The 18,611-nt window shown below is 71.9% G+C and carries 17 protein-coding genes and 2 pseudogenes; 7 read left to right on the top strand and 12 right to left on the bottom strand.

The features are described from left to right. Window positions 1–29 precede the first annotated feature (29 nt). The 4 genes and pseudogenes from ACP4J3_RS32490 to ACP4J3_RS32475 form a co-directional block, all read right to left on the bottom strand. Window positions 30–383: a UBP-type zinc finger domain-containing protein gene (locus ACP4J3_RS32490; protein ID WP_426539734.1), complete on the bottom strand. Its 354-nt coding sequence runs from the start codon at window positions 381–383 to the stop codon at window positions 30–32. Continuing rightward, window positions 380–1,819 (bottom strand): ATP-binding protein, encoded by a 1,440-nt coding sequence (locus ACP4J3_RS32485; RefSeq protein ID WP_426539732.1) that lies wholly within the window; start codon window positions 1,817–1,819, stop codon window positions 380–382. The genes ACP4J3_RS32490 and ACP4J3_RS32485 overlap by 4 nt, the downstream gene beginning before the upstream one ends. Next, on the bottom strand, window positions 1,816–3,492 hold the full coding sequence (locus ACP4J3_RS32480; RefSeq protein ID WP_426539731.1) for an FAD-dependent oxidoreductase: 1,677 nt from the start codon (window positions 3,490–3,492) through the stop codon (window positions 1,816–1,818). Before ACP4J3_RS32480 ends, ACP4J3_RS32485 begins: the two co-directional genes overlap by 4 nt. A 155-nt stretch (window positions 3,493–3,647) precedes the next feature. Then, window positions 3,648–3,821, bottom strand: a pseudogene (locus tag ACP4J3_RS32475) (VOC family protein); the annotation flags it as partial. A gap of 98 nt (window positions 3,822–3,919) precedes the next feature. On the opposite strand from ACP4J3_RS32475, the gene ACP4J3_RS32470 reads away from it, so the two are divergent. Beyond that, on the top strand, window positions 3,920–4,801 hold the full coding sequence (locus tag ACP4J3_RS32470; RefSeq protein WP_426539730.1) for a universal stress protein: 882 nt from the start codon (window positions 3,920–3,922) through the stop codon (window positions 4,799–4,801). A 14-nt stretch (window positions 4,802–4,815) separates the two neighbouring features. Here ACP4J3_RS32470 and ACP4J3_RS32465 read toward each other — a convergent pair whose 3' ends face one another. The 4 genes and pseudogenes from ACP4J3_RS32465 to ACP4J3_RS32450 form a co-directional block, all read right to left on the bottom strand. Then, entirely contained in the window at window positions 4,816–6,051 is a 1,236-nt protein-coding gene (locus ACP4J3_RS32465) for a DUF4032 domain-containing protein (RefSeq protein ID WP_426539729.1), read from the bottom strand. 41 nt (window positions 6,052–6,092) lie between these two features. Beyond that, a pseudogene (locus ACP4J3_RS32460) lies at window positions 6,093–6,838 on the bottom strand (MBL fold metallo-hydrolase). A 49-nt stretch (window positions 6,839–6,887) separates the two neighbouring features. Then, window positions 6,888–8,069, bottom strand: a complete 1,182-nt coding sequence (locus ACP4J3_RS32455; protein ID WP_426539728.1) for an acyltransferase family protein — start codon at window positions 8,067–8,069, stop codon at window positions 6,888–6,890. 109 nt (window positions 8,070–8,178) lie between these two features. After that, entirely contained in the window at window positions 8,179–8,808 is a 630-nt protein-coding gene (locus ACP4J3_RS32450) for an alpha-ketoglutarate-dependent dioxygenase AlkB family protein (protein ID WP_426539727.1), read from the bottom strand. A 126-nt stretch (window positions 8,809–8,934) separates the two neighbouring features. Here ACP4J3_RS32450 and ACP4J3_RS32445 point away from each other — a divergent pair, with 126 nt between their 5' ends. Together ACP4J3_RS32445 and ACP4J3_RS32440 are read left to right on the top strand one after the other, a co-directional pair. Further along, window positions 8,935–9,576, top strand: coding sequence for a TetR/AcrR family transcriptional regulator (locus ACP4J3_RS32445; RefSeq protein WP_426539726.1), 642 nt, complete (start codon window positions 8,935–8,937; stop codon window positions 9,574–9,576). 48 nt (window positions 9,577–9,624) lie between these two features. Then, window positions 9,625–11,298, top strand: coding sequence for an FAD-binding dehydrogenase (locus ACP4J3_RS32440; protein ID WP_426539725.1), 1,674 nt, complete (start codon window positions 9,625–9,627; stop codon window positions 11,296–11,298). A 22-nt stretch (window positions 11,299–11,320) separates the two neighbouring features. On the opposite strand, the gene ACP4J3_RS32435 is transcribed toward ACP4J3_RS32440, so the two are convergent. Continuing rightward, entirely contained in the window at window positions 11,321–11,680 is a 360-nt protein-coding gene (locus ACP4J3_RS32435; protein WP_426539723.1) for a DUF488 domain-containing protein, read from the bottom strand. A gap of 79 nt (window positions 11,681–11,759) precedes the next feature. Between ACP4J3_RS32435 and ACP4J3_RS32430 the strand changes: the two genes are divergently transcribed. The 3 genes from ACP4J3_RS32430 to ACP4J3_RS32420 are packed head-to-tail and all read left to right on the top strand — an operon-like array spanning window position 11,760 to window position 15,057. Continuing rightward, window positions 11,760–12,503 (top strand): L,D-transpeptidase family protein, encoded by a 744-nt coding sequence (locus ACP4J3_RS32430; protein WP_426539722.1) that lies wholly within the window; start codon window positions 11,760–11,762, stop codon window positions 12,501–12,503. A gap of 29 nt (window positions 12,504–12,532) precedes the next feature. Next, window positions 12,533–13,237 (top strand): response regulator transcription factor, encoded by a 705-nt coding sequence (locus tag ACP4J3_RS32425; RefSeq protein WP_426539720.1) that lies wholly within the window; start codon window positions 12,533–12,535, stop codon window positions 13,235–13,237. Continuing rightward, a complete protein-coding gene (locus tag ACP4J3_RS32420; RefSeq protein WP_426539719.1) occupies window positions 13,234–15,057 on the top strand; it encodes an ATP-binding protein in 1,824 nt (607 codons plus the stop codon). The genes ACP4J3_RS32425 and ACP4J3_RS32420 overlap by 4 nt, the downstream gene beginning before the upstream one ends. A gap of 43 nt (window positions 15,058–15,100) precedes the next feature. Here ACP4J3_RS32420 and ACP4J3_RS32415 read toward each other — a convergent pair whose 3' ends face one another. Both ACP4J3_RS32415 and ACP4J3_RS32410 read right to left on the bottom strand, forming a co-directional pair. Continuing rightward, on the bottom strand, window positions 15,101–15,334 hold the full coding sequence (locus ACP4J3_RS32415) for a WhiB family transcriptional regulator (protein ID WP_194038447.1): 234 nt from the start codon (window positions 15,332–15,334) through the stop codon (window positions 15,101–15,103). A gap of 105 nt (window positions 15,335–15,439) precedes the next feature. Then, window positions 15,440–16,657 carry a saccharopine dehydrogenase family protein gene (locus ACP4J3_RS32410; protein WP_426539717.1) on the bottom strand — a complete coding sequence of 406 codons (1,218 nt, stop codon included), beginning with the start codon at window positions 16,655–16,657 and terminating at the stop codon, window positions 15,440–15,442. Window positions 16,658–16,808: 151 nt separating this feature from the next. On the opposite strand from ACP4J3_RS32410, the gene ACP4J3_RS32405 reads away from it, so the two are divergent. Next, window positions 16,809–17,513 (top strand): TetR/AcrR family transcriptional regulator, encoded by a 705-nt coding sequence (locus tag ACP4J3_RS32405; protein ID WP_426539716.1) that lies wholly within the window; start codon window positions 16,809–16,811, stop codon window positions 17,511–17,513. Window positions 17,514–17,686: 173 nt separating this feature from the next. Here ACP4J3_RS32405 and ACP4J3_RS32400 read toward each other — a convergent pair whose 3' ends face one another. After that, a complete protein-coding gene (locus ACP4J3_RS32400) occupies window positions 17,687–18,595 on the bottom strand; it encodes a LysR family transcriptional regulator ArgP (RefSeq protein WP_426539715.1) in 909 nt (302 codons plus the stop codon). Window positions 18,596–18,611: the final 16 nt, after the last annotated feature.

Below are 18,611 nucleotides of genomic sequence, written 5' to 3'. Positions count from 1 at the left end.
CCCGCCATCAAACCGAAAGTCCCGAGCTCTCAGGCGCGCAACGCCCTCGCCCAATCCTCCGGCACCCGCCCCGCGGGCCCCGGCGCGGGCTGATCCGCCGGATGGCTCATCGGAGCCGCCAACTCGGGCCCGGACTCGAACAACTCACTCGTCGCGTAGTTCCAGTACCACGCCTCGCCCGGCTCGTAGCTCTGCACCAGCGGATGCCCCGTCTCCCGGAAGTGCGCCGTCGCGTGCTTCGCGGGCGAGCTGTCGCAACAGCCCACATGCCCGCACTGCGCACACCGCCGCAGATGGAACCACCACCCGTCGACCTCGTCGCACTTCCCGCACCCGCTGCCACTGGGCGGCACACTGGGATCGATGCCGTTGACGCTGGTCATGAGGCCTCCTCGGAGGTGAACGGAAGCAGCACCTGGAACCGCGTGTCGCCCGGCTCGGACTCCACCTGGATCGTGCCGTGGTGCTTGTTGACCACGATCCGCCAGGAGATGTCGAGGCCGAGCCCGGTGCCCTCGCCCACCGGCTTGGTCGTGAAGAAGGGGTCGAAGATCCGCCCCCGGTCCGCCGCCGGAATGCCCACCCCGGTGTCCCGGAACTCCACCAGCAGCCGGTCGTGATCCGGCGCCGTCCGCACGGTCAACGTCCCTTCCCCGCCCGCGCTGTTGATCGCGGAGACCGCGTTGTCGATCAGGTTCGTCCACACCTGGTTGAGCTCCGCCGGGTACGCCGGGATCCTCGGCAGCGTACGGTCGTACTCCTTGACCACCTTGATCTGCCGGCCGATCTTGCCCGAGAGCATCAGCAGGGTGCTGTCGAGGAGTTCGTGCACATCGGCGTTCTGGAAGGGCGCGCGGTCGAGCTGGGAGTACTGCTTGGCGGCGTCCACGAGATGCGAGATGCGCGTGGTCGAGTCGTTGATCTCGTCCATCAACAGCTCGGTCTCGACGGTGTAGTTGAGCCATCCGATCGCGCTGGGCAGGATCTCCCCGTCCACCGCTGTCGCGATCTGGTCGAGCCAGTCCACGTCGAGACCGGCCTGCACGAAGGTGGGCGCGATCCGCCAGCCGTCCGGGATGCCGTGGTCGTCGAGCCAGTCGGTGACCGCGTCCTCCCGGTCGGAGGCCTCCAGCGGGCTCAGCGTCGGCGCCTTCGCGACCCGTTCGGCCGTGCGTTCCTGGATGTCGATCAGATTTGCCATGACCTCGGGGGAGTACGAACCCTGGGCGATGACGGCCAGCTTGTGCCGCATCTTGCCCACGCGCTCCCGCAGCGTCGCCGTGGCCCGTACGGCCGCCGCGGCGGGATTGTTCAGCTCGTGCGTGAGCCCGGCGGACAGCGAGCCCAGCGCCAGCAGCCGTTCGCGCTGGTTGATGGCCAACTGGGTGCTCTTCTGGCCGAAGAAGAGGCCCTCCAGCAGATGCAGGGCCATCGGGAACCACTCCTGGATCACGGCCGCGAAGGTCTCGGCGGGCAGCACGAAGAACCGTGTCGGCTCCGTGACCCGCATCGAGCTGTTGTAGACCTGCGGCACCCGGTCCCCGAGGTAGGCCTGCCAGGCCCCCGAGTACACCCCGCGCTGGGACGTCCGGTTGACCTCCACGTCGTCGCCGCCGACCCGCCGGGACAGCACCACGGTGCCCTCGACCATCACGTAGAAGCAGGTCGCCGGATCGCCCTCGCGGTACACGGGCCCGGGCTCGAACATCTCCACCCGCCCCTCGCTGCACAGCCGGCCGAGCTGTTCGGGGGTGAGCTTCTCGAACAGGAACAGCGAGCCGATCTCCTGCGGATCGCACGGCATCGGCCGCCCGCTCATGACTGCTCCAGATAGCGGTGCACCAGCATCACGGCCATGGCTCCCTCTCCGACGGCGGACGCGACGCGCTTGGCGGACTCGGCGCGCGCGTCGCCCGCCACGAACACGCCGGGCACATTGGTCTCCAGGTGGTACGGCGGCCGGGCCGGCTCCCAGCCCGCCGGCGGCCGCCCGTCGGCGCTCAGGTCGGGTCCGGCCAGGATGAACCCGCGCTCGTCGCGCAGCACCGTCCCGTCCAGCCAGTCGGTCAGCGGGGCGGCGCCGATGAACACGAACATCCACCGGGCGTCGACGAGTTCGGTCCGCCCGCTGTCCACGTCCCGCAGCGTGAGCTGTTCCAGGCGCCCGGTGCCGTGCGCGGACTCGACGACCGTCCGGGCGCGCACCGAGATGTTCGGCGCCTCGTCGATCTGCTGGACGAGATAGTGCGACATGGACGCCGCCAGCGACTCGCCGCGCACCAGCAGCGTCACGGACTTGGCGCCCCGGGACAGGTACATCGCCGCCTGCCCCGCGGAGTTGGCGCCGCCGACGATGTACACGTCCTGGCCCTGGCAGGACGGGGCCTCCGTCAGCGCCGAGCCGTAGTACACCCCGCAGCCGGTCAGGTCCTCGCAGCCGGGCGCCCGCAGTTGGCGGTACGACACGCCGGTCGCCAGGATCACGCTGTGCGCGGCGACCGCCGAGCCGTCCGAGAACCGTACGATCCGGGCGGCGCCGCTGACCTCCAGTCCGGTCACCTCGCGCGCGGTGAGGATCTCGGCGTCGAACTTCGCCGCCTGCCGCCGGGCCCGGTCGGTGAGCTGGGCGCCCGACACGCCGTCCGGGAAGCCGAGGTAGTTCTCGATCCGGGAGCTCTGCCCGGCCTGTCCGCCGGTCGCCGACCGCTCCACCAGCACGGTCCGCAGCCCCTCCGACGCCCCGTACACGGCCGCGCCGAGCCCGGCGGGTCCGCCGCCGATGACGACGAGGTCGTAGAAGTCGGCCGTCGGGGTCGTCGCCAGCCCGACCTGCGCGGCCAGCTCGGGTGCCTCGGGCGCCACGAGCGGAGTCCCCTCCGGGGTGATCACCAGCGGCAGCCGCTGCCCGTCCTGCCCGGCGGCGGCCAGCAGCCGCTGTCCCTCGGGCTCCTCGGCCGAGTACCAGCGGTACGGCACCTGGTTGCGGGCCAGGAACTCCCGCACCTCCGAGGAGCGGGCCGACCAGCGGTGCCCGACCACCTTGGTGCTGGGCACCGGCCGGTGGTCGCTGCGCCGCCACGCCTCCAGCAGGTCGTCGAGGACCGGGTAGAGCTTCTCCTCCGGCGGGTCCCACGGCTTCAGCAGATAGTGATCGAGATCTACGACGTTGATCGCGTCGATCGCCGCGTTCGTGTCCGCATACGCGGTCAGCAGGACGCGGCGCGCCCCCGGGTACACGTCCAGGGCCTGTTCGAGGAACTCGATGCCGTTCATCTGCGGCATGCGGTAATCGGCCAGGATCACGGCCACCAGATCGCCCCGCAGCTTCAGCTCCCGCAGCGCCTCCAGCGCCGACTGTCCGGACTCCGCGCGCACGATGCGGTGCGACGCTCCGTAGCGCCGCCGCAGATCGCGGGCGACCGCCCGGGAGACCCCGGGATCGTCGTCAACGGTCAGGATGACGGTCCGCGCTGCCTCGGCGGCCTGTGCCATACGTCTCCCACCCCGGGGTCGGAACCACGGCGCGGCCGCTTCACGTCCGCCGCGCCGACTCCGGTCCATCGTATGTTCGGTCCACCCGCCTCGCGCGGGTATGCGGGAGGCGGCGGTTCTCAGCCGCGCCGCGAGCCGAGCACGCAGAACTCGTTGCCCTCCGGCACCGAGGTGAACAGCAGGCCCGGCAGCCGGTCCTGCTCGGGCCGGATCTCGAACTCGTCGGGCTCGTCGCACACCACGACTCGGCCCAGAGCCTCGGCCCACCAGCGCCCGAGGGCCTGCGGATCGGCCGAGTCCACCATCACTTGCTCCCATTCCGGTGCCATGCCCGCAGGGTGGTGAAGACTGGGGTCGAGGACATGACCATTGTCCAAAGCATGATCATTTCCATTGGCTTGATCATTTGCACGAGGAGGCAGCCGGAATGACGCGCCCGATCACGGCAGGGGTGGACGGCTCGGAGGAGAGCGTCGCCGCGCTGGGCTGGGCCGCCCGGGAGGCGGTCCGTCGCGGGCTCGCCCTGCGGGTGGTGCACGCCTGGCGGTTCCAGCCGCACGAGGCGGTCGACGCGGGGTACGCCAAAGACGCCGAGACCCAGGCCAGGTGGGTGCGAGAGGGGCTGGCGGAGGCCGCCCGCTCCGTCACCGAGCGGCATCCCGGTCTTGAGGTCACCACCGACGTCGTCGACGCCGGGCCCGCCGACACGCTGCTCGCCGCCGCGGCGGACGCCGAGATGCTGGTGCTGGGTTCACGGGGCCAGGCCGCGGTCGTCGGGTTCCTGCTGGGTTCCCTGGGACAGCAGGTCATCGCCGGGGCCACGCGGCCCGTCGTCCTCGTCCGGGCCGGAGACCAGGCGTCCGCCGAGGCCGCCGGGCGCGAGATCGTGGTGGGCCAGCAGGGCGACCCGGACGACAGCGCCGCCGCCCTGCGGTTCGCGTTCGAGACGGCCGCGGCGCGCGGCGCGGCCGTACGCGCGGTACGGGCCTGGACCCTGCCGCCGTTGTTCTCCTACAGCCCGGCCTCCATGAAGCTCCTGGACGACGCCGGAGGACTGGAGCCGTACGAGAAGAAGTCCCTGGGTGAGGCGCTGCGGCCGTGTCGTGAGCGCTTCCCGGACGTGCATGTGGTCGAGCACGTCGAGATGGGCAGCGCCGGGCAGGTGCTGCTGTCGGTGGCCGGGCGGGCCCAGTTGATGGTCGTCGGGCGCCGTGCCCGCCGTACGGCCGTGGGCGCCCGCATCGGCTCGGTGGCCCACGGCGTGCTGCACCACGCGCCCTGCCCGGTGGCCGTGGTGCCGCACGACTGAGTCAGTGGGACGGCTCAGTCGGACGTGGTCGGCTGCAGTGTCTCGCGCGCCTTGGGCAGGATGTTCGCGATGTAGTCCTCGACCACCGTGTCCAGGCCGATGTCGTGCTGCGCCCGCTCGGACAGGTACCAGCGGTGTTCCAGCAGTTCGTGGTAGATCTCGGCCGGGTCCATGGCACCGCGCAGCTCCAGCGGCACGGCCCGCACGGTGGGGCGGAACACGTCGCGCACCCAGCGGTGGGCGAGCACCTCGGGGCGGGCGCCGAGGGGGTCGCCCGGGGCGTAGTCGTCCTGGGTGGCCATCCAGCTCTCCAGGTCGTTCAGCAGCCGCCGGGCCTGGTTCTCCTCGGTGTCCAGGCCCGTCAGGCGCAGCAGTTGACGCTGGTGGTGGCCGGCGTCGACGACCTTGGGCACGAAGGTGACCGTGTCGCCGTTGGCGGCGTGCTCGATCTGCATCTCGGCCACGTCGAAACCGAGGTCGTTCAGGCGGCGGATCCGGCGCTCTATGTAGTGGTACTTGCCCGCCGGATACACCGAGGTTCGGGTCAGCTCCTGCCACAGGCTCCGGTAGCGGGCGCAGATCTCCATGCCGAACTCGACCGGGTCGACGGAGGGGTGCAGCGCCCCGGACGCCTCCAGGTCCAGCAGCTCGCCGCTGATGTTGACCCGTGCGAGGTCCAGGTCGTAGTCGCGCTGGCCCTCGCTGAGCCGCGGATGCAGATCGCCGGTCTCGGCGTCCACCAGGTACGCGGCGTAGGCGCCCGCGTCGCGCCGGAACAGCGTGTTGGACAGCGAGCAGTCGCCCCAGGCGAACCCGGCGAGGTGGAGGCGGACCAGCAGCACGGCCAGCGCGTCCATGAGCCGGTGCATGGTCGCCGGGCGCATCGTCGTCTCGAACATCGAGCGGTACGGCTGCGAGCCGCCCAGGTGCCGGGTGACCAGCACCGGCTCCAGCGGGCCGCCGGCCGTGTCGGTGCGGCCGGTGACCACGGCCAGCGGGTCGACCGCGGGGATGCCGAGCCGGTCCAGGTCGCGCAGCAGCTCGTACTCGCGCAGGGCAGGGCGCTCGGCGAGCTCCTTGACGGCGATCACCTCGTCGCCGGCGCGGGCGTAGCGCACGACGTGGCGGGAGATACCGCGCGGCAGCGGGACCAGGACCTCCTGCGGCCACTCCTCCAGGGGGAGTTGCCAGGGCAGTTCCAGCAGGAGCGCGGGGTGCTCCGGATTCGTCGCGCTGATCTGGAGAGCCATGGGCCGTTCGTCCTCGCCTCACGGGGAATCGTCAGCTCACCCTAAAGGGCGCGGTCCCGGGCCTGAAGAGCGGCCTCCTGCACCGACCCACAGTGCAGCGGCCGTGCCCGGGCAGCAGCACATCGCCCTTGAGGTCTTCGAGCACGGCCAGCGAGGCCACGGCCTGCGCCCGCTCGCGGTGGAACATGTCCGGCAGCAGCTGCGGACCCTTGATCCGCGAGGTGGGATGCCCGCTGACCAGGGCGTCGCCCGCGATCACCACGCCGGCGTCCGGCAGATGGTAGGCGCAGTGGCCGTCGGTGTGACCGGGCGTGTGCACCGGTACCGGGCGGCCGGGCAGGTCCAGCGGGCCCGGCGACGGGAACGGCTCGGGGGAGGTGACGGGGACGTGCGCGGTGCCGCCGGCGCAGATCACGTGGATCGCCCAGGGCAGCACACCGGGCCGCCAGCCGTTCCTCAGGACCGTTCCGACGTCGACCTGGTGCAGGAACTCCCGGCGGGCGTGCGGCACTTCGGCCTCGTGCAGGAATATCGGCGTGCCGTACGTGTCGCGCAGGTACTCGGCGTTGCCCAGATGGGCGGTGTGCGCGTGGGTGATCAGTACGGCCTCGACCGCCTCCGGCGCGCTCCCGACCTCCGCGAGCGAGGCGAGGAGCCTGGCCCGGTCCCCGGGATAGCCGGTGTCGATCAGGGTGACCGCGTCCCCCTCGGTGAGGATCACCCAGTTGGTGTTGCTGCCGTGCACCAGGTGAGTGCCGTCCGCGACTTGGTGCACATCTGCCCGCATGATCGTCCCGCGTGGTGAGGTCCGTGCCCGACGCAGACAGCAAACCAGATCAGGACGACGGCGCGTCCGCCGCGGCCGGACGCATGCCGAACAGGAACCGCGTCAGCCGCGTCCTGCGCACCAGACCCTCGTACAGGGCGAGGATCACCACCAGCGAACCGGTCACGATCATCGCGTACTCGACCACGATCGGCGCCGGCCGGCCCACCACGCCGTAGGCGACGGCGACCACGACGGGCTGGTGCAGCACGTACACCGGCAGGGCGGCGATCCCGAGGTACACCATGACGCGCGACGGCGCCCGGACCTCGCGCGGCCGGTCCAGCAGACCGAGGATCGCCACGACCCAGCACCAGCCCGCCGCCCCGAACACCGCCCGCGTCACCAGCGCGAACGCGCTCCAGTCGGTGAACGGGTCGTCCAGGGACAGGAACCCGGGCGCGGTCCCCGCGAACAGCACGAACCCGGCGACGCCCACCGGGACGGCGAGTCGGCGCAGCGCGGCCCGGACGCGTCCGTCGTCGGCGAGGGCGTAACCGAACAGGAAGAACACCAGGTAGGCCCAGCGGTTCCAGCCCGCGAAGCCCTCCTCCATGCCCAGCAACGCGTTGATCACGGCGAGCGGCAGGGCGGGCACAAGCAGCAGGGCCGGGCGCCGCTGAACCGCGCGCCCCACGCGCTCGGCCCAGGCCGCGAGCGGTGCCGCGACCGGGGCGAGGAGCAGGCTGAAGGTGAGCAGCAGGACGACGAACCACAGATGGCCGGTCTCGAAGTGCTCCCCGTCCAGGACGAAGGGGAAGTCGGCCGGGTCCGGGCGCACGGTGAGAAAGCGCGGCCAGAAACGCCAGTACGGCTCGTCGTAGCCGGGGTCGGCGGCCCGCAGCCGCAGCCACTGGGGCAGCGGGCACAGGACGAGCGTCGCGAAGACCAGCGGAACGCCCAGCCGCAGCAGCCGCTCCCGGGTGAACCGGGCGGACCCGCGCCGGCGGATCGAGTGCCGGGAGCCGAGCCCCGCGATCAGGAAGAGCATGGGCATCGCCCACACGACCGCCAAACCGGCGAGCACGGTCACGGCGTCGGTCGTCTCCGCGTTCTTCACATAGAAGTCGTCGTCCGGCGAGAACACGAGACCGGAGTGGAAGAAGACCAGCCCGAGAACGACGAGGACCCGTAGCGCGTCCAGTTCGCTGCGCCGGGGAGCGGTGGGCGGTGCCTGCGTCTGCGCGCTCACCCGGCCAGTGTGGCGGCGTGAGAGGGCTTCGCCCAGAGGAAGGGCTGCCTCCGGCACCGTCCGCCGGAGGCAGCCCCCGCGCGCACCCGAAGCGTCCGCCTCCGAAGCCTCAGTGCACGCCGTCCGGGCGGAACTGCACGCTGATGCGCGGTCCCGTCGCGCGTGTGGTCTTCGGTACCGAGTGCTCCCAGGTCCGCTGGCAGGAGCCGCCCATCACGATCAGGTCGCCGTGCCCCAGCGGTCGGCGCACCGTCTCCGCGCCGCCGCGCATCGGGCGCAGCAGCAGATCCCGGGGCGCGCCCACGGAGAGGATCGCGACCATCGTGTCCTCACGCGCGCCCCGCCCGATCCGGTCCCCGTGCCAGGCCACGCTGTCCCGGCCGTCGCGGTAGTAGCAGAGCCCGGCCGTGGTGAACGGCTCGCCCAGCTCCTCGGCGTAGTGCGCGGACAGCGCGTCGCGGGCCTCGACGAGGACGGGATGCGGCAGCGCGTCGTCCGCCCCGTAGAACGCGAGCAGGCGCGGTACGTCGACCACGTGGTCGTACATCGTGCGCCGCTCGGCACGCCACGGCACCTCGGCGGCCAGCTCTTCGAACAGTGCGTCGGCCCCGCTGAGCCAGCCCGGCAGCACGTCGATCCAGGCGCCATGGGCGAGCCGGGTACGGCGGATCCCGGCGAGGGACCCGAGCCGCAGCTCGTCGGTCTGATCGAACAGGGAGCCCTGGAGGTGCGTGGCCATGCTCTCAGCGTACCCCTGAATCGAAAATCTGTTCCCATCGATTTTCGGTCGTTCGCCCGTTCGGTCGAACCACTTCGGATGCACTCGTGTATCGGATACATTCACGTATCGAATGGAGGTCCGGACGTGGCGGTGGAGGAAACGACCAGGCGTGTCACCAAGCGCCGGGTCCGCACGCGGGCCAATCTCCTCGACGCCGCCTTCGAAGTGTTCGCCGCCAAGGGCTTCGGCCGGGTCTCCATCGAGGAGGTCTGCGACGCCGCCGGCTACAGCAGAGGCGCCTTCTACTCCAACTTCGACAGCCTGGACGAGCTGTTCTTCGCCCTCTACCAGCAGCGCGCGGAACTGATCGCGGAGCAGGTGTCCGGGGCGCTCGCCCTCGACGGGCCGGACCTGGACGTGCCCGCCGCCGTGGACCGGGTGACGGACGTGCTGGTCCTGGACCGCGACTGGCTGCTGGTCAAGACGGACTTCCTGGTGCACGCCGCGCGCGAACCGGCCGTCGCCCAGACCCTGCTGGAACACCGGGCCCGGCTGCGCGGCGCGATCGCCGAGCGGCTCGCCCGCGCGCGGGGACACACCGCACTGCCCGCCGTGCTCGGCGACATCGACGGCGCCGCCCACGCCGTGGTCGCCGCCTACGACGGAGTGACCACCCAGCTGCTGCTGGACAAGGACGTCGAGCACGCCCGCGCCTGGCTGAAACAACTGCTCACCGCGCTGCTCACCGACGGCAGCGACACCACGCACAGCGCCACCACCGAATAGCGCCACCACCGAATAGCGCCACCACCGAATGGGGAAGGGACGGTCGCCATGGATGCCGACGTCATCGTCGTCGGAGCGGGACTCGCGGGCCTGGTCGCCGCGAGCGAACTGACCAGCCGGGGCCGCAGGGTCGCGCTGGTGGACCAGGAGAACGCCGCCAACCTCGGCGGACAGGCGTTCTGGTCCTTCGGCGGGCTGTTCCTCGTCGACTCCCCGGAGCAGCGGCGTCTGGGCATCAAGGACTCCCTCGACCTGGCCTGGAACGACTGGCAGGGCAGCGCGCAGTTCGACCGGGAGGACGACGATGACTCCTGGGCGGTGCGCTGGGCACGCGCGTACGTCGAGTTCGCGGCCGGAGAGAAGCGCGCCTGGCTGGACGGGCACGGCATCAAGTTCCTGCCCACGGTGGGCTGGGCCGAGCGCGGCGACCTGCGCGCCGACGGCCACGGCAACTCGGTGCCCCGGTTCCACATCGCCTGGGGCACCGGCACGGGTGTCGTGGAGCCGTTCGTGCGGTACGCCAAGCAGGCCGCCCGCGACGGGCTGCTCACCTTCTACCACCGGCACCAGGTCGACGAGCTGGTCATCGAGGACGGCGCGGCGCGCGGCGTGCGCGGCACGGTCCTGGCCGAGGACAACTCACCCCGCGGTGTCGCCTCCAACCGCGACCGCGCAGGCGAGTTCGAGCTCACCGCCCGGGCCGTCGTCGTCACCACCGGCGGCATCGGCGCCAACCACGACATAGTGCGCCGCTACTGGCCCGAGCGCCTCGGCACACCGCCCACCGAGATGGTCACCGGAGTCCCCGCCTACGTCGACGGGCGCATGCTCGACATCAGCGCTCAGGCGGGCGTACGCCTGGTCAACCGCGACCGCATGTGGCACTACACCGAGGGCCTGCAGAACTGGGACCCGATCTGGCCCGGCCACGGCATCCGCATTCTGCCCGGACCGTCCTCGATGTGGTTCGACGCCCTCGGCCGCCGGCTCCCGGACCCCTGCCTGCCGGGCTACGACACCCTCAGCACCCTCGAATACCTGCGCACCACGGAGGACATCGCCGGGTACGACCACTCCTGGTTCATCCTCAGCCAGAAGATCATCGAGAAGGAGTTCGCGCTCTCGGGCTCCGAGCAGAACCCCGACATCACCGCCAAGGACCGGACCGGTTTCCTCAAGGAACGCGTACTCGGCAAGGGCGCCCCGGGTCCGGTGGCGGCGTTCCTGCGCAACGGCGCGGACTTCGTGACCGCCCCCGACCTGGAGCAACTGGTCGAGAAGATGAACCAGCTGACGGACAAGCCGCTCCTCGACGCGGAGACCGTCCGGCGCCAGATCGAGGCCCGCGACCTCCAGATCGCCAACCCGTACAGCAAGGACGCCCAGGTCCAGGGCATCCGCAACGCCCGCCGCTACATCGGCGACCGCCTCGGCCGCGTCGCCACCCCGCACCGCATCCTCGACCCGGCGGCCGGCCCCCTCATCGGCGTCAAGCTGCACGTCCTGACCCGCAAGACGCTCGGCGGCATCCAGACCGACCTCGACTCCCGCGCGCTCGGGGCCGACGGCACACCCATCGACGGCCTGTACGCGGCCGGCGAGGTCGCCGGCTTCGGCGGTGGCGGCGTCCACGGCTACAACGCCCTCGAGGGCACCTTCCTCGGCGGCTGCCTCTTCTCCGGCCGGACGGCGGGACGGGCGGCGGCCCGGCAGATCGCCTGAACGCGCCGGTCGGCCCGCCTCCTCACTCCTGTCGCTCCTGGAGGAGGCGGGCCAGCACCGACGCGTGGCTCTGTTCGGGGGTCTTGGAGGAGGTCACCAGCGTCACGTCACCCTCGGCCGCCAACGCCCGTACCCGCTCCACGAGTTCCGCCGCCTCGGGTTCGGCCAGCTCCGCCTCGTAACGGCGCGCGAACTCCTCGTGCGACCGCTCGCCCGCGTGGTACCAGCGGCGCAGCTCGGTCGACGGGGTGAGCCCCTTCGGCCACTCGTCCACGCGGGCGGCGTCCTTCGACACACCGCGCGGCCACAGCCGGTCGACCAGGACGCGTACGCCGTCCTCGGGCTCGGGTGCTTCGTAGACGCGACGGATGCGAACGCTCATGGCCGGGCCTTTCTCGGGCGGCGGACGACGACCCGCCGGACCTGACGAGTTCCTCACAAGTGTCGGTCAAGGTCGACGCATGATCACGCACAAGCCCCGTGTCGCACTGCTGGCCGCCGCCTCCCTGTTGCTGACCGGCTGCGCCGGCGGTGCAGCGGTGACGCCGGACCACGAGCCCGCGGCCGGCACACCAGTGCCCGCCACGCCCATGCCCGACGTCGCCCTTGAGGCGGCCCCGCTGCAACTGCCCGGACTGGGCCCGAGGACCCGGGCGAAGGTGCCCTCCGAGGCCCGTCAGGCCGTCGTCGTGACCGGACGCGGCAGGAACTCCTCGCAGTCGACGGTCGTCCTGTACGAGCGCGGTGACACCGGCTGGGAGCCCGGCGCGAGCCGGCCCGCCCACAACGCCCTGCGCGGCTGGACCGACCACCACCGCGCCGGCGATCTGCGCTCACCCGTCGGCGTCTTCACCCTCACCGACGCCGGGGGCCTGCTCCGCGACCCCGGGACCAGGCTGCCGTACGACCACGGCGTCGGGTTCACCGCCACCGGCACCGGCTTCGAGGGCGAACCCCTCGCCGGCTCCTTCGACTACGTGATCGCCATCAACTACAACCGCAAGCCCGGCACTTCACCCCTCGACTGGACCCGCCCGCTCGGCGCGGGCCGGGGCGGCGGCATATGGCTGCACGTGGACCACGACGGCCCGACACAGGGCTGCGTCAGCATCGCCCGGGAGCACATGAGGGAGCTGCTGCGGGCGCTGGACCCCGACCGGCATCCGGTCGTCGTCATGGGCGACGCCAAGTCGCTGGCCCGCTGAAATCCCCCGAACCGCTTAGGATCCGCCGCGTGTGCGCACATGTGCTGGTCGCCGAGGACGACGAGATGCAGGCCGAACTCATACGGCGCTCCCTGCTGGCGGAGGGCCACACCGCCACCGTGGTCCACGACGGGTCGGCCGCCCTCGAAGCGGTCCGGCGGCAACGGCCCGACCTGGTCGTGCTGGACCTGATGCTGCCGGTGATCGACGGCTTCGGGGTGTGCCGGGTGCTGCGCCGCAACCCCGAGAATCCGGACATCCCCGTGCTGATGCTGACGGCCCGGTCGGCGGAGGACGACGTGCTGCTCGGCCTCGCACTCGGCGCCGACGACTACATGACCAAGCCGTACAGCCCGCGTGAGCTGATGGCCCGCATCCGCACCGTGCTGCGGCGCAGCGGGCGTGCCGCCGGCCGGCGGGAGGATCCCGTGGTACGCGCGGCGGGCCTCGCCGTCGACCCCGTACGGCACGAGGTGCGGTGCGACGGGGCGGCGGTGGAGTGCACGCCGGCCGAGTTCGAGATTCTTCTCACCATGGCCGCCGAACCCGAACGGGTCTTCTCCCGGCGGCAGTTGCTGGAGTGCACCCGGGGCACCGACCGGGCCTCCACCGAACGGGCCGTCGACGTCCACATCATGAACCTGCGCAAGAAGATCGAGGCCGACCCGCGCAGACCGGTGCGGCTGCTGACCGTGTTCGGCGTCGGCTACAAGCTCAGCGGGGGCCGCGGATGAGCCGGCGCATCCCGCTGCGCAAGCGGCTCCTGGTCCGGCTGCTGATCGCCACGGTGCTGATCGCCGTGTGCTCGGTGGCGGCGACGGCCTGGCTGGCGGTGGAGACCACCACCCGGGCCCTGCGGGAGGAGCAGGGGCAGGTCCTCGCGGAGGACATGGACGTCCTCGCCCGGCTCAGCGGTTATGCCGCGACCCACTCGGACTGGCGGGGCGTCGAGGAGACAGTGCGTGCGCTGTCCGCGCGGACCGGGCGCCGTATCGCCCTGACCACCCCCGAGCGCCGGACCATCGCCGACTCCGCACCGCCCGGCACCTCCCTGCCGCCGCGCGCCGCCGCCACCGTCGACCCGCTGCGCACCGACACCCACACGGAACACGGGGCGCAGCGCAGCGGCATCGATCCGCGCGTGGTGGGCCCGTACCGGGTGACGGACGAGGAGCGGGCCAGGCTGGACAAGCTCGCCCAGGTGCGGCAGAAGTGCTTCGCCCGCAACGGGTACGAGACCGACGTCGTCCAGACGCCGAGCGGCCGCCCCGTCGTCACGGACCACGACGGCCCCGTCGCGGCCGGCCATGTGCCCGAGGAGTGCGCCGACGGCCTGCTCAACACCGCGACGCCCACCGAGGAGAAGGCCCTGGCCGACCTGAGCCGGCGCTCCCGCACCTGCCTGGACCGGCACGGCCTGAACACCGACGAGAGGCGGTTCGTCGCCGTCGACGTCACCGAGCCCCGGCTCGGCAGCCGGTACGTCATGGGCAAGTTCGGAGCGGGCGCCGCCAACGAGTCCATGCGCGCGGCGGAGAGCTGCCTCGACGCCGCGCGCCGCGCCCAGCTCGACCCGTACGTCGCCCCCGTCGCCGAGCTGTTCCTGGGCGGCGGGGACACGACGGCCGTACGGTTCGACATGTCCCCGGCCAACAAGGCCAAGGTCGTCGGTGCCGCCGGCCTCGTCCTGGCCGTCACCGTGGCCGTGACCGCCGTGGTCGCCACCCGGCTCGTCCGGCCGCTGCGGGCGCTGACCGAGGCGGCCCAGCAGCCGCCCGAGCTGCATGTGCGGGTGCCTGTCACCACCCGCGACGAGACCGGCATCCTCGCCGTGGCCTTCAACGAACTCACCGAGCGGCGCGAGCGGTTGGAGGCCCAGCGCAAGGCGATGGTCAGCGACATCGCCCATGAACTGCGCAGCCCGCTCACCAACATCCGCGGCTGGCTGGAAGTCACCCGCGACGGCGTCGTCGACCCCGCCCCCGCCCTGCTCGCCTCCCTGCACGAGGAGGCTCTTGTCCTCCAGCGGGTCATCGACGACCTCCAGGACCTCGCCGACGCCGACGCCGGCACCCTGCGCCTGCACCGCGAGCCCGTCCGCGCCGACGACCTCCTCCACCAGGTCGCCGCCGCCCACCGCGTCGCCGCCGACACCGCCCGCGTCGCCCTGCGCACGTCGGCCGACGGCAGTCCCTGGCTGGACGCCGACCCCGTCCGCATGCGCCAGGCGCTCGGCAACCTCGTCTCCAACGCCCTGCGCCACACGCCGGCCGACGGCACCGTCACGCTCGCCGCCCGGCGCGACGGCGACTTCGTGGTCCTCGACGTCACCGACACGGGGACCGGAATCGACCCCCAGGACCTGCCGCACGTCTTCGACCGGTTCTGGCGCGCGGAGAAGTCCCGCAGCCGGCGTACCGGCGGCAGTGGGCTGGGCCTGCCGATCGTGAGGCACCTGGTCGCCGCGCACGGTGGGACGGTCGACGCGGCGAGCGAGCCCGGCGCCGGATCCGTGTTCACCCTGCGCCTGCCGGCGGCCGAGGCGCCCGACTGAGCCGAGCGGCCCCTCCCCTGCGCTCGTCCCGTCGATCCGCCGGTCATCCGGCCCGCTGCCGCAGCGCCCGTCGCTCGGCCTCGCTCGTGCCGCCCCAGATCCCGATGAACTGGTCCATGTCGAGTGCCCAGCGCAGACACTGCTCCCGGACCGAGCAGCGCCGGCAGACGGCCTTCGCCTGCTCCGTCTGCAGCACGGTCGGCCCGGACGTGCCGATCGGGTAGAAGAGGTCGGGGTCCTCATGGCGGCAGGCGGCGTGGTCTCGCCAGTCGTCCATCAAAGTCACCTGCGATCGTCGTACGTGCCCTCGGTGGATGCCTACTCGTTTTCGGGTCGCCTGTCGATGCATGAGTGAAACCCCGTCGGACACAGCCGAATCCGGTCACTCCTCGCGCATGCCCCACGCAGAGCCGTACGCGGTCAGCAGATCCAGGAAGGGGCGGGCCGGGAAGGCCTCAGGACCGAGCACGCCCGTGCCCGACCAGGCACCGGTGGCCAGGAGTTCGAGGGCGACGACCGGATTGACGGCGGTCTGCCACACCACGGCCTGGCTGCCGTACTCCTTCATGGACCACTGGTTGTCCACCACGTGGTACAGGTACACCTCGCGAGGCCCGCCGTCCTTGACGCCCCGCACCCAGGTGCCCGCACAGGTCTTGCCGTGCATCCGCTCGCCCAGCGTCGCCGGATCCGGCAGACACGCGGCGACCACGTCCCGGGGCGAGACCCGCACCGGCCCGTCGGCGCTCGCCACGGTCACCGGCTCGGTGCGGTCCAGGCCCAGCAGGTGCAGCGTCTTCAGCGTGTCGATGAACTCCTCGCCCAGGCCGTACTTGAACGTCACCCGGCGCGCGTCGACCCAGCGAGGGATCAGGAGCACCTCCTCGTGCTCGACGTTCACGCACTCGACCGGGCCGATGCCCTCCGGGAATTCGAACACCTCGGGCTCGCTGAAGGGCTCGGTGGTGAACCAGCCGCGGCCGTCCTCGTAGACCACCGGCGGGTTGAGGCACTCCTCGATCGTGGTCCAGATGTTGAAGGGCGGCGCGAAGCCGTAGCCGTCGACGGTGAGGTTCGCGCCGTCGCGGACGCCGATCTCCTCGATCTCGTCGAACAGCTCATCCGCCGCGTACCGGGCGAACACATCCGACAGCCCCGGCTCCACACCCATGCCGACCAGTGCCAGCGCGCCCGCCTGCGCCCAGTCGTCCGCCTGCTCGAACTGGGCGTCGCCCAGCTTGACCCCGCACTCCTCGTACGGCCGCTCGGGATGCGGCCGCGACAGTGACATCGCCATGTCGACATACGTGGCACCGGCCGTGCGCGCGGCCCGGAACAGCGGCATCACGAACCGGGGGTCGGTGGCGTTGAGGAGCACGTCGCAGGCGTGCCGCTCCAGCAGCGCGGCCACGGCCGCCTCGTCGCCCGCGTCCACGCGCTCGGCACGGAAGCGGGCGTCGCCACCGAGGGCCGCCACGGCCGCCTCGGCGCGGGCGGGGTCGTAGTCGGCGACCACCATCGCCTCGAAGAACGGACGCCGGGCCGCGATCCGGGTGATCGCGGTACCCACTCCGCCGGCTCCCACGAGCAGTACACGCATGACAAGACTCCCTCGACTGAAGTGCTGGACCTGCTGAAGTGCTGGACCTGCTGAAGTGCTGAAGGTCTACGACGTGGTGGGGCCCCACCCGGAATACAACGCCGCTCGCTCGGTTAAGGTCAATGGCGTTGGCATAAGAGAGAGCAGGGTGATGCCAAAACCGGTCGTACCGGAAGAAAAGCGGCGTCGGCGTCGTCCCACCAAGAGCGGCACCGTGCTCTCGGAGCGGCTGATCGTCGACACCGCGCTGCGCATGCTGCGCGAACACGGCAGCGCCGGGCTCACCGCCCGCCGCCTGGGCCTGGCCCTCGACGCCGACCCGAGCACGCTGTACCGCTACTTCCGCGGCATGGACGACCTGATCCTCGCGATCGGCGACGCCCTCATCGGCCAGGCACTGGAGGGCTGGCAGCCGACGGGGGAGTGGCGGGACGACCTGCGCGCCGTCGGGCTGCGCATCCACGCCGCGTACCTGGCCCATCCGCAGGCGGCCGTGCTGACCACGAGCCGGGTCACCGGCCGGGCCAACGAACTCGCCGCCGACGAGGCGGTGTTGGACATCCTGCGCCGGGCCGGCTTCCCGCTGCCGGACACCGTGCGCGTCTACCACGCCTTCATCGACCAGACGCTGGCCTTCGCGGCGCTGGACGCGGCGTCGCTGGCACTGCCCAGCGCCGCACTCCGTGCCGATGAGGAGATGTGGCGCTCGACGTATGCGCGGCTGCCACGCAGCACGCATCCCCGGATCGCCGAGGCGGCACCGCTGCTGGCGACCCGGATGGTGGAGAGCGCGTATCCGACGGCGCTGGAGATGCTGCTGGACAGTGCCGCCGCCCAGCTCGGGGAGTCCCAGTGAGCCGGAGAGGTCCGGCTTCAGCCGGCGAAGAGCGTGCCGGCCAGGATCACCATGATGCCGGCGGGCATGCGAGGGCTGAGGTGCTGGACGGTGCTGCTTTCGCGTAGGAGACCGTGGCCTCCTACGAGGAGGTCATCGAGTTCCGCCGTACCGAGAAGCTCAGCGGCCGCCGCTCAGCCGCGCAGCGCCTCCGAGGCCGTTGCGGTCACGGCCTCCGTCACCGTCACCAGAGCCGGCGAGTCCAGCTTCCACTGCTGCCAGTACAGCGGAACGTCGACCGGCAGCTCCGGAGCGAGCAGTACGAGGCGGCCGTCTCTCAAAAGAGGCTCCGCCTGAACTTCCGGCACCATTCCCCAGCCCAGCCCGGCCGCCACGGCCGACACGAACCCCTCCGAGGTGGGGACGTGATGCCGTACCGCACTCGCACCGGTCCGGCCGCGCCGCAGCCTGCGCACGAACCCGTCCTGGAGATCGTCACTGCGGTCGAAGGACATCACCGGCGCCCGCGCGAGCGCGTCCCCCAGCGGCCCGTCGAGATACCGCTCGGCGAACCGCGGGCTCGCCGCGGCCAGGTAGCGCATCCGGCCCAGCAGACGCACGGAACACCCCGCCACGGGATCCGGCGACGAGGTCACCGCCGCCATCACCTGCCCCTCCCGCAGCAGCGCCGCCGTACGGCTCTCGTCCTCCCGTCGCAGCTCGAAGCAGAGCCGAGGCTCCGCCGGGACGCGCGTGAGCGCCGTCAGGAACCACGTCGCCAGCGAGTCGGCGTTGACCGCGATCGACACCCGGGTCGGCTCCCCGGCCGCGCTCATGCCGAGCTCGGCCCGCGCGTCGCGCTCCAGCCGGGCCAACTGGCGGGCGAACCGGACGACGACCTCGCCCGACTCGGTCGGCCGCACCGGCTTCGTGCGTACCAGCAGCACCCGCCCCGTGCGCTGCTCCAGCGCCTTCACCCGCTGGCTCACCGCCGACGGCGTCACATGCAGCGCGGCCGCGGCCGCGTCGAAGGTGCCCTCGTCCACCACCGCCAGCAGTGTCCGCACCTGGTCGAGGGGAAGCTCGGTCAGTTCGGTCTTCATATCTGCTAAAGGTAGC

Origin of the sequence: Streptomyces sp. UG1, assembly GCF_049974585.1 — a bacterium.
Lineage (GTDB): Bacteria > Actinomycetota > Actinomycetes > Streptomycetales > Streptomycetaceae > Streptomyces.
This window is presented reverse-complemented; position numbering and strand designations above follow the sequence as displayed.